Annotated in this window: 11 protein-coding genes; 4 read left to right on the top strand and 7 right to left on the bottom strand. The window is 65.7% G+C overall.

Annotation, left to right across the window (positions count from 1 at the left end):
* The first annotated feature begins 168 nt into the window (after positions 1-168).
* Both ACZK0Z_RS11605 and ACZK0Z_RS11600 read left to right on the top strand, forming a co-directional pair.
* Positions 169-1,749, top strand: coding sequence for an ATP-dependent nuclease (locus ACZK0Z_RS11605; protein WP_026070029.1), 1,581 nt, complete (start codon positions 169-171; stop codon positions 1,747-1,749).
* Positions 1,727-2,824, top strand: coding sequence for a UvrD-helicase domain-containing protein (locus tag ACZK0Z_RS11600; RefSeq protein ID WP_043033512.1), 1,098 nt, complete (start codon positions 1,727-1,729; stop codon positions 2,822-2,824). The genes ACZK0Z_RS11605 and ACZK0Z_RS11600 overlap by 23 nt, the downstream gene beginning before the upstream one ends.
* Positions 2,825-2,839: 15 nt before the next feature.
* On the opposite strand, the gene ACZK0Z_RS11595 is transcribed toward ACZK0Z_RS11600, so the two are convergent.
* The 7 genes from ACZK0Z_RS11595 to ACZK0Z_RS11565 are packed head-to-tail and all read right to left on the bottom strand — an operon-like array spanning position 2,840 to position 11,545.
* Entirely contained in the window at positions 2,840-3,115 is a 276-nt protein-coding gene (locus ACZK0Z_RS11595) for a hypothetical protein (protein ID WP_019184735.1), read from the bottom strand.
* Positions 3,112-6,303 (bottom strand): efflux RND transporter permease subunit, encoded by a 3,192-nt coding sequence (locus ACZK0Z_RS11590; protein ID WP_049402758.1) that lies wholly within the window; start codon positions 6,301-6,303, stop codon positions 3,112-3,114. The genes ACZK0Z_RS11595 and ACZK0Z_RS11590 overlap by 4 nt, the downstream gene beginning before the upstream one ends.
* Positions 6,304-6,311: 8 nt before the next feature.
* Positions 6,312-7,262, bottom strand: coding sequence for an efflux RND transporter periplasmic adaptor subunit (locus ACZK0Z_RS11585; protein ID WP_021201906.1), 951 nt, complete (start codon positions 7,260-7,262; stop codon positions 6,312-6,314).
* Positions 7,259-8,536 carry a TolC family protein gene (locus ACZK0Z_RS11580; protein WP_043033510.1) on the bottom strand — a complete coding sequence of 426 codons (1,278 nt, stop codon included), beginning with the start codon at positions 8,534-8,536 and terminating at the stop codon, positions 7,259-7,261. Before ACZK0Z_RS11580 ends, ACZK0Z_RS11585 begins: the two co-directional genes overlap by 4 nt.
* Before the next feature lie 55 nt (positions 8,537-8,591).
* Entirely contained in the window at positions 8,592-8,948 is a 357-nt protein-coding gene (locus ACZK0Z_RS11575) for a hypothetical protein (protein WP_012480228.1), read from the bottom strand.
* Positions 8,945-9,562 carry a cation efflux transmembrane domain-containing protein gene (locus ACZK0Z_RS11570; RefSeq protein WP_005413376.1) on the bottom strand — a complete coding sequence of 206 codons (618 nt, stop codon included), beginning with the start codon at positions 9,560-9,562 and terminating at the stop codon, positions 8,945-8,947. The genes ACZK0Z_RS11575 and ACZK0Z_RS11570 overlap by 4 nt, the downstream gene beginning before the upstream one ends.
* Before the next feature lie 24 nt (positions 9,563-9,586).
* On the bottom strand, positions 9,587-11,545 hold the full coding sequence (locus ACZK0Z_RS11565) for a cytochrome c/FTR1 family iron permease (RefSeq protein WP_043033508.1): 1,959 nt from the start codon (positions 11,543-11,545) through the stop codon (positions 9,587-9,589).
* Positions 11,546-11,635: 90 nt separating this feature from the next.
* Here ACZK0Z_RS11565 and ACZK0Z_RS11560 point away from each other — a divergent pair, with 90 nt between their 5' ends.
* Together ACZK0Z_RS11560 and ACZK0Z_RS11555 are read left to right on the top strand one after the other, a co-directional pair.
* Positions 11,636-12,049, top strand: a complete 414-nt coding sequence (locus ACZK0Z_RS11560; RefSeq protein WP_012480230.1) for a MerR family transcriptional regulator — start codon at positions 11,636-11,638, stop codon at positions 12,047-12,049.
* Complete coding sequence (locus ACZK0Z_RS11555; RefSeq protein ID WP_005413373.1) at positions 12,046-13,317, top strand: site-specific integrase; 1,272 nt, start codon at positions 12,046-12,048, stop codon at positions 13,315-13,317. The genes ACZK0Z_RS11560 and ACZK0Z_RS11555 overlap by 4 nt, the downstream gene beginning before the upstream one ends.
* Positions 13,318-13,327: the final 10 nt, after the last annotated feature.

Here is a 13,327-nt window from a genome sequence, read left to right as displayed (position 1 = left end):
TTGAATTATCCCGCGTAAGGCGGATTCTGACCCTTCCCGGCGTCCCAAGCAGTACGAAACCGCCCAGGGCCGGCGATCGCTGGGTAGTATGGCCCAGAGCGGAAAGGAGGCCAGCCAGGGTGCAGGCAGGCTCCGCCACCGAGCCCGTTGGCCATCATAGGACTGTGCATGCCGATCGAACGTATCGTCATCGACAACTTCAAGTCGTTTCGCCATCTGGACCTGCCCCTCAATGCCCACATGAACCTGGTGGTGGGCGACAACGAGGTCGGTAAATCCACCCTGCTGGAGGCCATCCACGCGGTGGTCACCGGCCAGCTGCATGGGCGCAATCTTGCCTACGAGCTCACGCCCTACCTGTTCCACCAGCCCACGGTGCAGGAGTACTTGGGAGCGCTTGCCACGGGCACGCCGGCCTCGCCGCCACGGATCTCCATCGAAGCCTATCTGGGCGCCGACGCCGCGCTGGCGTCGTTACGCGGCACCAACAACTCCCTGCGTCTGGATACCGCCGGCATCCGGCTGCTGGTCGAGCTCAACGACGACTACCGCGAGGAGTTCAACGCCTACCTGCAGCAGCACCAGGGCGCGGTCAGCCTGCCGGTGGAGTACTACACGGTGCGCTGGTACTCCTTCGCCAACAATGGCGTCACCGCCCGTAGTATTCCGTTCGACTCGACCATCATCGACACGCACGGCATCAAGACCTTGTCCGGTGCCGATCGCTATATCGCCGGCATCATCGAGCAGGCACTGACGCCTGCGCAGCGCGTCTCGCTGTCGCTGAGCTTCCGCCGCATGCGGCAGAGCTTTTCCGAAGAAGCGGATGTGGCAGCGATCAATGCCTACTTGACCGAGCACACCGGGGACATCAGCCACAGGGCATTGACGGTAGGCGTGGACACATCGCCGCGCTCAACGTGGGAAACCAGCCTGTCACCCTACCTGGATGAGCTCCCGTTCACCCAGGCCGGCAAGGGCGAGCAAAGCGCGGTGAAGATGAAGCTGGCGATGCACGCGGCCGGCGCGGCTCACGTGCTGCTGATCGAGGAGCCGGAGAACCATCTGTCCTATTCCAGCATGACCCAGCTGATCGACAAGATTGCGGCCCTCTCCACCGCCCAGCAGGTGATCATCGCCACCCACAGCAGCTTCGTGTTGAACAAGCTGGGCGTGGACAACGTGATCCTGTTCAGCGCGCAAGGCCAGATGAAGCTGGACCAGCTGCCCAGCGATACCCACGACTATTTCATGAAGCTGCCGGGCCACGACACGCTGCGGTTGATCCTGGCCAAGCAGGCGATCCTGGTGGAAGGCCCTTCCGACGAACTGATCGTGCAGCGTGCCTACAGTGACCATCACGGCGTGGCGCCGATGGCTCACGGCGTAGACATCATTTCGGTCAAGTCGTTGGCATTCAAACGCTTCTTGCAGATTGCCGATCGACTGAGGATTCAGGCCAAGGTGATCACCGACAACGACGGTGATATCGCAGTTGTGCAAGAGCGCTATGCCGAGCACATCAACGCGATCTATTACGATTCCGACGAGAGCGCCCCTTCGCTGGAAGAGCAGCTGATCAAAGCCAACTCGCTGGCCGAACTCAATACCGTGCTGGGCAAGGCCTTTGCCGATGAGGTGGCGCTGCTCAAGTACATGAAGGGCCATAAGACCGATACGGCCTTGGCGATTTTCAATAGCCCGCACTCGATCAGGTTCCCGGACTATGTCCAGCGTGCCATCACCTAACCGGGTCCTGCTCTCGGCAGCCGGCTCGGGCAAGACCACGTTGCTGGTCCGGCAGGCCTTGGAGCGACCTGAGCGCCGCATCGCGATTGTCACCTACACGCTGGAAAACCTGGAAGAGATCCGGCGCTCGTTTGAGGCCCACGCAGGCGCGGTCCCCGCGCATGTCACCTTGCACAGCTGGTATGGCTTTCTGCTGCGCCAGTGCATTCGCCCGTACCAGGCTGCGCTTTGCCCTGAGCCTCGCATCGAGACCATCCTGTTCGTAGAAGGTGTCACCAACAACCGCGCCCCACGCACCCAGGTGGCGCGCCACTACCTGGCGGGCAACCGGATGTATTCGGACCGAGCGGCCGATTTCGCTGTGCGCTGCGATGAGCTGACCCAAGGCCAGGTCGTGGCGCGATTGGCGGCGATGTACGACGAGCTCTACATCGACGAAGTCCAGGATCTGGCCGGCTTTGATCTGGATCTGGTCGAACGGCTGTTGAAGAGCGAGATTGCCATCACGTTGGTAGGCGATACGCGCCAAGCCACGTATGCGACCAACTATGCGCAAAGGTACAGCCAATACCGTGGTCCGAATCTGGCAGCGCTGTTTCAGATTTGGGAGGCCGACGGCTTATGCCGGCTGGATCACCGCCTCACCAGTCTGCGCTGCGTCCAGGCCCTGTGCGATATGGCTGACACGCTCTATCCGCAGATGCCGCGGACCCAATCAGGCAATGGCGAGGTCACCGGACACGATGGCATCTACCTCGTCGCTCCAGGGGATGTGGCCGCGTACATGCAGGAGTTCGCCCCCACCGTGCTCCGGCATGACCGGCGGCAGGCGTGCGACGGACTGCCGGCGGTGAACTTTGGGCAGTGCAAGGGCCGCACCTACAGTCGGGTCCTCATCTTTCCCAACGGGCCGTTGACGCAGTACCTGCGCACGGCCGATGCAGCGCGTATCACCGCGCCGCCGAAATACTACGTGGCCTTCACCCGGGCGCGGCAAAGCGTGGCCTTTGTGTATGCCGGCGCGTGCGCGTTGCCGGGTCATCAGCTCTATGCGCCTGCCAGCGCAGACGCATAGAGCCAGGGGCTGCGATCACATCTTCTTTAACGGCGCCGCGGTGGGCGGCGGCGGTACCGGGCCCGGGTCGTTGAAACACAGCATGATCTGATCGATGCCGAATTGATCGGCCAGGACCTGGGCAATCACAGCATGCACCAGGTCCAGGTCGACCGAGGGCGCCGCGACCGTGATGGTGGCCGCGATCGCACGGCCATGCTCACCGGCGACCAGGCGCAGGTCGTCCACCGCTTTCACGCCCGGGTCGGTAAACATCGCCGCACGGACCTGTTCCAGGTTGAGCTCGTTCATGGGGACTCCAAAGCAGTGCTACCGGCGCGGGGAGCTCGGTCGCGATGCAGCCAACGATAGAGCACCGGCAGCACCAACAAGGTCAATGCGGTGGATGAGACGATGCCGCCGATGACGACAGTGGCCAGCGGCCGCTGCACTTCCGAGCCAGCACCGACATTCAAGGCCATGGGTAGGAAGCCCAGCGAGGCTACCAGGGCGGTCATCAACACCGGTCGCAGGCGTCCAAGGGCGCCGTCGCGCACAGCGTCGTCTAGCGGATCGCCCTGTTCGCGCAGACGGCGGATGAAGGCGATCATGACCAGCCCGTTGAGTACGGCCACGCCCGACAGCGCGATGAAGCCCACGCCGGCAGAGATCGACAACGGAATCCCGCGCAGAGCCAGTGCCAGCACACCGCCGGTCAGCGCCAGCGGCACGCCACTGAACACAATGGCCGCATCCTTGGCCGAGCCGAAGGCCATGAATAGCAGAGCGAAGATCAACGCCAGTGTCACCGGAACGACCACGCCCAGGCGTTGGGTGGCCGAGATCAGCTGCTCGAAGGTGCCGCCGTAATCGATCCAGTAGCCCTCTGGAAGCGCGACATCCTGGCCGATGCGTGTGCGCAACTCGCCGACGAACCCGCCCAGATCGCGCTCGCGCACGTTGGCGGTGATCACCACGCGGCGCTTGCCGTTCTCGCGGTTGATCTGATTGGGCCCGCGCTCTACCTGGATCTTCGCCACTTCCCGCAGCGGCACCGTGCGAGGCCCCCCATTGGCGCCGGCGGCCAGACGGCTGGACTCATCGACACTGGTGCTTGCCGGCAGCGGAATGGGCAGATCTGCCAGCACAGCGGGGTCTTGGCGCTGCGCTTCGGGCAGGCGCACGACCAGGTCGAAGCGGCGGTCGCCCTCGATCAACTGGCCGGCAACACTGCCCCCAATGGCGGTGGCCACCGTTTCCTGCACATCGCCCGGGTTCAGGCCATACCGTGCCAATGCCGCCGGATCTGGCGTGATGGTCAGCAGCGGCAGGCCGGAGACCTGCTCGGCCTTGACGTCTTCGGCGCCGGGGACGCTACGCATGACCCGCTCGACCCGGCTGGCCAGGCGCGTCAACTGGTCAAGGTTGTCGCCGTAGACCTTGACCGCCACGTCCGAACGGACGCCGGAGATCAACTCGTTGGTGCGCATCTGGATGGGCTGGGTGAACTCGTAGTTGCTGCCCGGGATTTCCTTGGCCGCCGCCTCCAGCTCTTCCACCAGCTCGGCCTTGGGCTTGCGCGGGTCGGGCCACTGGTCGCGGGGCTTGAGCATCAGGAAGGTGTCGGCCATCGACGGCGGCATAGGATCGGTGGCCACCTCGGCGGTGCCGATCTTTGAGAAGATGTTGGCCACCTCCGGGAACTGGGCCAGGCGCTTCTCCAGCGTTTCCTGCATGGCCACCGACTGCTCCAAGCTGGTGCCGGGAATACGCATGGGCTGCAAGGTGATGTCGCCCTCATCCAGGCTCGGCACGAACTCCGAACCCAAGCGGGTGGCCAGCACGCCACAGCCCACCACCAGCACGGCCGCGCCGGCCAGCACCACCACGCGCCGACGCAGGGCCCAATCCAGCAGCGGCGTATAACGGGCACGCGACCAGCGCATCAGGCGGTTGTCGTGCTCAGCCACACGGCCGCGCAGGAAGCTGGCGATCGCCGCCGGCACGAAGGTCAGCGACAACACCATGGCGCCGGTCAGGGCCAGCACCACCGTGATCGCCATCGGGTGGAACATTTTTCCTTCTACCCCGGACAGCGAGAAGATCGGCAGGTAGACCGCGGCGATGATGCCCAGGCCAAACAGGCTGGGACGGATCACCTCGGCGGTGGCCGAGGCGGTCAGGTCATAGCGCTCTTCATCGTTGAGCTGGCGGCCTAGCGCGTGCTGCGCCTCGCCGAACCGGCGCAGACAGTTCTCGATGATGATCACCGCCCCGTCCACGATCAGGCCGAAGTCCAGCGCGCCCAGGCTCATCAGGTTGCCCGACACGCCGCCACGCACCATGCCGATGATGGTGAACAGCATCGCCAACGGGATCACCGCCGCGGTGATCAACGAGGCGCGCACATTGCCCAGCAGCAGGAACAGCACCACCACCACCAGCAGCGCGCCCTCGATCAGGTTCTTGGACACCGTGCCGATGGTGCGATCCACCAGCGCGGTGCGGTCATAGACGGCCTTGGCATGGACGCCGGCAGGCAGGCTGGCGTTGGCGGCATCCAGCTTGGCCGCGGCCGCCTGGGAGACTTCCCGGCTGTTGGCGCCGAACAACATGAAGGCGGTACCGACCACGACCTCGTGGCCATTCTGGGTGGCCGCGCCCGTGCGCAGCTCCTTGCCTTCGCCCACGCTAGCGACGTCGCGCACCCGAATGGGCACGCCATCGCGCCGGTCCAGCACGATGTTGCCGATTGCCTCCAGATTGGCTAGCTGGCCCGGCACGCGCACCAGGAACTGCTGTCCGTTGCGCTCGATGTAGCCGGCGCCGATGTTCTGGTTGTTGCGCATGACCGCGGCGACCACGTCGTTCAACGTGAAGCCCAGCGCCACCAACTGAGCTGGATCGGGAGTGATGTGGATCTGCCGCTCGAAGCCGCCGATGGTGTTGACCTCGGTGACGCCGGGCGTGGTGCGCAGCTGCGGCCGGATCACCCAGTCCTGCAGGGTGCGCAGGTCCGTGGCCGTGTACGGGGTGCCGTCGGGCTTGCGAGCGTTGGGCTCGGCCTCCACGGTGTACATGAAGATCTCGCCCAACCCGGTGGAGATCGGCCCCATTTCCGGGTCCAACCCTTCGGGAAGCTGGGAGGCGATCTGCTGCAGGCGCTCGGCGACCTGCTGGCGGGCAAAGTACAGGTCGGTGCCGTCCTTGAAGACGACGGTGACCTGCGAAAGCCCGTAGCGCGACAGCGAGCGGCTGTAGTCCAGCTTGGGCAGACCGGCCATGGCCGTTTCGATGGCAAAGGTGACCCGTTGTTCGGCCTCCAGCGGCGAGTAACCCGGGGCCTGGGTGTTGATCTGGACCTGGACGTTGGTGATGTCGGGTGTGGCGTCAATGGAAAGGTGACGGTAGCTCCACACGCCCAGCGCAACCAGCGCAGCGGTGAGCACTAGCGTCAGCCAGCGATGGCGGATGGACAGCCCAATGAGGCGTTCGAGCATGGCGGGCCTCATTCTTCTTCCACGGTGGACTTTTCGATGTCGGCCTTGATCAGGAAGCTTTGGGCCACCACCACCTGTTCACCGGCCTTGAGGCCTTCCAGCACTTCGGCGCGTTCGGCGTCGCGGCGCCCCAGCTTCACCGGCCGGGTGTGGTAGGTTTCGCCCTGCTGCACGTAGACCACGTCCTGGTCTTCTGCGGTCTGCAGCGCCGTGATCGGCACCACCAACGCTGCCGATTGGCGATCCACGGTGACCCGCGCCTTGACCGCCGACCCCGGCCGCCACAGGCCATCGGTGTTGGCCACCGTGCCGCGCGCAATGGTGCTTTGGCTGGCGGTGGCGGTGCCGGGCAGGACGCGCTCCAAGGTGGTCTGTGCGGTGACGCCATCGCTCAAGCGGGTAACCGTCACCGGCACGCCAGCACCGATGTGCTGGGCGTCGGCGCCGAAGATGTGCAGGTCCACCCACAGCGTGGACAGGTCGGCGACCTCAAACAGCGGCGCGCCCTCAGCGGCGGCCATGCCTACGGCGGCCGTGCGCGCCATGACCACGCCACTGATCGGCGCGGTGACGGTATAGGTGGTCAGGCTCAGGTTGCTCTCTACCGTGGCCAGTGCCTGGCCGGCCCGTACCTGATCACCCACGCCCGCACGCACGGAGCGGACCGGTCCGGGGAAGCGTGCCGTGACCTGCGCGATGCGACCGTCAATCGGGGTCAACAGCCCTTGCACCTCATGCTCGTCAGCAATCTCACCGGGGCCTGCCGGTGCGACCTGGATACCCGCTGCCTGCGCAGCTTTGGCGGCAATCTTGGTTTCCAGCGGCGCTTCCTCGTGCTCGCCGTGCTCTTCGCCCTCAGCGGCGGCGCCGCCTTCGGACGCTTCGTTGGGGGCCGACGCGTTGCAGGCGGCCAGCATCATCAGGGCCATGCCCAGTGCGGTCCAAGAAAAGCGATTCATGGGGTCTCTCCGGTGGAAGCAGCCGCCGGCGGCGCGACAAGCGCTTGGCCGGTCAGGCGTTGAATTTCGATCAGGGCGCGCTGCGCATCGAGCGCCACGTCCAGCTGCTGCTGGGCCATGGCCGTGCGTTCGGACTGCAGCTGTGCCCATTCCAGGTAGCTGATCGCGCCGGCGCGATAGGCGCGCTCGGCGGCCTTCTCAGCCCGGGCCAACTTCGGCAGCACCTCGCCTTGCAGCCGTGCCACCTCGGCCTGCGCCACGGTGTAGCGACCATGGGCTTCGACCAGCGTGGAATACAGCGACAGGCCCTTGGCCTCGCGCTCGATCGTCAGAACCTCCAGCTCGGCTTCGCCGGCGCGGATCTCCGGCTGCGCGCGGCTGCGGCTGCCCAGTGGCATGGACAGGCTGGCCACCAGCGCGGTGTCGTCAGTCTCCTGCAGGCGGCGCACGCCCAGCTGCCACGACAAGTCCGGCGAGGCCGCCGAACGCGCCAGCTGCAGTCGTGCCTGCGCGATCCGGCGGGCATCGGCAAACTGCGCCAACTCGGGAGTGCGCTCCAATTCCTCGGCCAGCGACTGCATGGACGCGATCGCCGGCAGGGTCATGGGATCCGCCGCGGCCACCTCGAAGCTCGGAGCACGTTCGCCCCAGAGGGCAGCAAGGTGCTGCCGGGCGGCAATGCGCTGCTGCTCGGCCCGATCACGGGTCAACTCTGCTCTCGCCAGTGCTGCTTGTGCGGTGAGCATCACCGATTCGGGAGACGCGCCAGCCTGCAGGCGCTGCCGGGCAGCGGCGACGGTCCGCTGGCGCTGGCCGACATCCATGTTCGTCAGGCTGCGTTGCCGGTCGGCACCGACAACGGCCAAATAGCGCTGCGCCGTCTCGGCGAGCAGGTCCAGCCGCCTGGTCTCGCGCTGCACGGCCAGTGCATCAATCCGGCTTTGGGCCAAGGTGCGGCGGGCGTCGAGCTTGCCGCCGCGCTCCAGGACCGAGCTCAGGCTCAAGGTCAACTCCGCGCTGTCCAGGCCACGGGCCGCGCCCGTGCCCAGCGCATTTTCAACCTCCGCCCCCAACGTCCACGGTGGCCGCTGCACGGCCTGGTCGCGCTCGGCAGCGAGCACCGTGGCTCGCGCATCGACCAGGCGCAGCTCGGGGTGGGTTTGGGCCACGCGTGCAAACGCGTCGTCCAAGGTCATCAGCTCTTCTGCTGTCGCCGGCGTTGCCGCCGCGCTCAACAGTAGCCACGCGGCCAGGGCCGCCAATCGCACATGCATGAAGTACTCCAGAATTTTCGATAGCCAACAGGGATCCGGCGCACGCCGGCGCGCATCACCCTGCGATCGGCGGCCGGAACGGCGCGAGCAGGTGCTCATGCCGATATCTGTCCGCATGGGCTGTCGCCGACGGCCAATGCCGGCCGATATGAGCAATGGCCAACACTATTTCTGGAGCCGGCGCGGCCTGGCTACAGCACAGCACCAGCTGCTGTAGCCGGTGCAGCGCGGCGTCTACGCCACGCTCGGAAGCTGGTGATGCCACTGCCGGGTCATGGTCGGCCGCGGCCAGATGGGTTTGAGCATGGAGCTCGCCAACCACTGCCAGCACCGGCTGCGTCACAAGGCCCACGGCCAAGTGCGCCAGCAGCAGCCAGCGCAGGCCACAGCTCAGCCGGCCAAGCGCTGTCATGCAGGCGTTTTGCGCGCGTCGGCACGCGCCCGGCGAGCATCACCCAAGATCTCGAAAGCCTCCTTGATCACATACAGGCCGATCAGGGCGCCGATCACGAAATCCGGGTAGGGGCTGGCCAGCCACCACACCAACAGGCCGGCCAGAATCACCCCAACGTTGGCCACCACATCGGCGCGGGTAAACAGCCAGGTCGCTCGCAGATGCACTTCGCCAGACTTCAAGGGGGCGAGCATACGGAGCACCTTCAGGTTCACGGCCAGCGAGACCAGAGCGGTACCGATCATCCAACCGCTGACCGGCTCGGCGCCGTACATCACCCGGCGGCCGACTTCGACCAGCACGCCTACGCCCAGCACCAGCAGCACGCTGCCACTGACCCACGCGGCGTTGGCCTTGAAGCGCGCCGTGCGCCCGATAGCGACCAGGCCAATGGCATAGGCGGTGGCGTCAGACAGCATGTCCAGCGCGTCAGCCAGCAGCCCGGTGGAATGGGCAATCCAGCCGGCAATGCCGCCGATCACGGCCATCGCTGCATTCAGGACCAAGGCGATCCAGAGGATGCGTCGCTCCTCCTTGTTCTTGGCTTCGTGGTGGCACCCGCAATCACTCATGTCTTGGTCCTCTGCTGTGTTGTTTCATTGCTTGTTTGCGCCTGGCTGTCTACGCACACCGGAACGGGCATTGGCGAGGAACCCCACGATGGCGGCGGTGCCTACCAATACCTGCGCCAGCAGCGACTGCCAGGTGGGATACAGGCCGATCCACTCGATGCGCGGCAACGCGAGCGGTGTTTGAGAGATCCAGCCCGCTTCCTGCAACGCGGCCACGCCTTTACCGATCAGGATGACCGCCATCACCGCGATGAGAATCGAGCTGATCGAAAAGAACCGGCCAATCGGCAGCCGCCTGCTCATGCGCAGCATCCAGTACGCCACCGCAGCCAACACCGCGATTCCCGCCGCCAGGCCTGCGAGGATGGCGGTGGACGCCTGATCGCTCCACATCGCGATGTAGAACAAGATCGTCTCAAACACCTCGCGGTACACCGCGACAAAGGCCAGCATGAACAGGAAAACAGCCGAGCGCCGTGTCAGCGCAGTCGTCAGCTTGGCGTGCAGGTACTCCTGCCACCGCCCTGCAAGGCTCTTTTGGTGCATCCAGATGCCTACGCTGAGCAGGACAGCGGCAGCGAACAAGGCCGAGACGCCCTCAGTGACTTCCCGGTTCGCACCGCTGATATCAACAAAGTAAGTGGCCACCGCCCAGGTAGCTGCGCCTGCCAACAACGCGCAGATCCAACCCGCATGCACATACGGCAACACATCAGACCGCTCGGCTTTACGCAAGAACGCCACGATACCAATCACGATCAGCAGCGCTTCCAGTCCTTCGCGTACCAAGATGGTAAAGCTGCCTAGAAACGCGGTGCTGGCGCCTATTCGGGTGTCCTGCAGCGCCACGTCCGCGCGATCAAACAGCTGGGCAATTTGCGCTGCCTGCCCGGCAACGTCAGCCGCGGGCGCATGCTGATCCAGCTGCGCGCGGTAGCCTGCCATGGCCGTCTCGATCTCTCGCAGCAATGACGGATTGCGCGTGGCCAGCGTGGGTTCAAGCGGCTCTACACCATCCAGATAGGACGAGAGCGCAAGCTTTTTGGCTTGAGCCAGGTCCTCATCAGCGTAAGCGCGCTGGCTGGCGGCCAGTCGCTGCCGCGCCACCGCAAAGCGATCGGCTCCTGGTACCGCTTCGTTTACTACCTGTGGCTGCGAACGCAGGTAGGCGATGATCGCGTTTGCCTGATCGGCGGGCATCGTGGTGGCAAGATCGGCCTCTCGCGTGCGTGTCAGCGCTTCGAGCGAGGGAATGTGCGTATGGGCCTCGGCACTGGTGCGCCATAACGCCTCACCTTGAGCCTTGGCTTGCGAGGAGTACCCCAAGCTGCCCACATAGAATGCCAACGCCCAGCGATCACTTTCTGACAGCCCAGAGAAGCTGACCATGCCGGTACCCGGCACACCCTGGGAAATGACCTCGTACAACGACAGCGGCGTTCGCTGCGCGGCGCGAGTGGCATCGGTGAACGCGATCGGCGGCGGACTTAACGCTTGCGCGGCGGGGCCATCACCGTGACCTGTGGGGCCGTGACAGGCCGCGCACTGCTGGCTGTAGATGGACGCGGCCTGGGAGGTCTTCGGCGCGCTCGCCGGAACAGCGCCGATCGGGTAGCGGGCCAACAGCGTCGTGCCGAGCCCGCGCGCCAACGTTGCCACTTGCGCCGGGTCGGCCTTCTCTGCCACCGCCTGGACCAGGCGGTCGGCCTGGGCCGTCAGCTCCTGCTGGTTCTGGCCACTGGGCAATGCTGCCAGCTGACTGCGCACGGCGCCGGCAAACTCGCTCATTTCGGCGTATTCGTTGGGGGCAATTACGCGACCGGCCTGGACCGCGCCGGGGTAGTCGACCGCGATGTAATCGAGCATCTGCCAGGTTTGGCGCAGGTCTGCTGCGGCAGGCTCCGCCTGAGCAGAAGCGGGCAGAACCCAGCCGATCAGCAAGGCAATCAGGCAGTAGCGAATCAAGGCGATGGGCAGTGGCATGGTCGTCACATGCAGCGCCGCGGCCGGAGTGGCGGCGGATACGGGTTCAGCGTAAAGTCCGTAGCTACTACGGAGTCAAGCGTACTACGAATGAAAATCAGTGAGGCTGCCGACGCCAGCGGATGCCACTTGGAGACGATTCGCTATTACGAGCGGATCGGGTTGCTGCCGCGCCCGGGGCGCACGGGCAACGGCTACCGGGTCTATGGCCCGGCCGACATCGAGCGGCTGCGCTTCATTGCGCGTGGCCGGGACCTGGGCTTCAGCCTGGAGGAGGTCCGCAGCCTGCTGCAGCTGGCCGGCGATGAGGAGCTTTCGTGCGGGGACGTGGACCGGTTGGCCCGCAGCCATCTGGCCGACGTGCGCGCCCGCATGGCCGACCTGCAGCGCATGGCCAGCGAGCTGGAACGGGTGATTGCCAGTTGCCATGGCGGGCAGCGGGCGGAATGCACCATCCTGTCGACGCTGCGCCAGACGACCTCGGTGGAGGCCACGCGCCAGTGACCGAACTGGACCGCTACCTCGATGCGGCCACGCGCCAGAACACGGTGCGCAGCTATGCGTCGGCGCTGCGGCACTTCGAGGTTGAATGGCAAGGCCACCTCCCAGCGACACCTGACAGCGTGGCCCGGTACCTGGCCGCTTATGCGCAGACCTTGGCGACCAGCACCCTCCGCCAACGTCTGGCGGCCATCGCCTCTTGGCACCGCGACCACGGCTTTGTCGACCCGACCCGATCGCCGCTGGTGCGCAAGGTGCTCAAAGGCATCCAGACCCTGCACCCGGGCCAGGTCAAGCAAGCCGCGCCGCTCCAGATTCGGCGGCTGGTCGAGCTCGATGACTGGCTGGCCGCGGCGATCGCTGCGGCACATGCCCGGGGCGATGGGCCGGCGGCGCTGCGCCATCAACGAGACCGAGCGCTGGTGCTGCTCGGGTTCTGGCGGGGATTCCGTGGCGATGAACTGCTGCGTCTGGACGTGGCCCATCTCACGCTGGTGCCGGGACAGGGGATGACCTGCTTCTTGCCACGCAGCAAGGGTGATCGCCAAGCAGCCGGCGTCACCTACAAGGTGCCGGCGCTGTCGCGGTTATGTCCGGTGGAGGCGACCCAGGCGTGGCTGCAGGCGGCCGACCTGCAAGAAGGGCCGGTGTTTCGGGCAGTCAACCAATGGGGCCAGGTGAGCGCCGAAGGCCTGCATCCCAACAGCTTGGTGCGCCTGCTGCGCGAGTTGCTGACCAGTGCAGGCTTTGCCGATGCGGGGCTCCACAGCAGCCATTCGTTGCGCCGCGGCTTTGCCAGCTGGGCCAACGACCAAGGCTGGGACATGAAGGCCTTGATGGAGTACGTGGGCTGGCGCGATGTGCAGTCGGCCATGCGTTACCTGGACGGGCGTGACCCGTTTGCCCGGGACCGCATTGAAGCAAGCCTGCCCAGTCCAACCGTGCCGGTACCGGCGATGGCACTGCCGGCGCCGGAGGGCAAATCGGCCCTGCAGCTGCGCCTGCGCATGGTGCTGACCCCGTTTGCCCGCACGGGCCGCGGCGCGGCCAAGGCCCGAGGCCGAATTGAAGAGATCTGCTTGGCCCCGTTCCAGGCTGTGCGCCTGAACACCGCCAGCAGCGAGTACCAGTTGACTGCTCCCACCGATCCCGAAAGGGATCTGGATGAAATCCTGGCCACGTTGCTCGATGACATGCACCGCATGGCCGATACGCACCAGTGCTTCCTGGAAGCGTCGCTCAGTACAGACGACGGCCGGCACTGGGACTGATCCCCCTCAC

The sequence above is a fragment of the Stenotrophomonas sp. 116085_Sma genome (assembly GCF_056479585.1).
The sequence above is the reverse complement of the archived record's forward strand: the minus strand, read 5'-3'. Positions and strand labels throughout refer to the sequence as shown.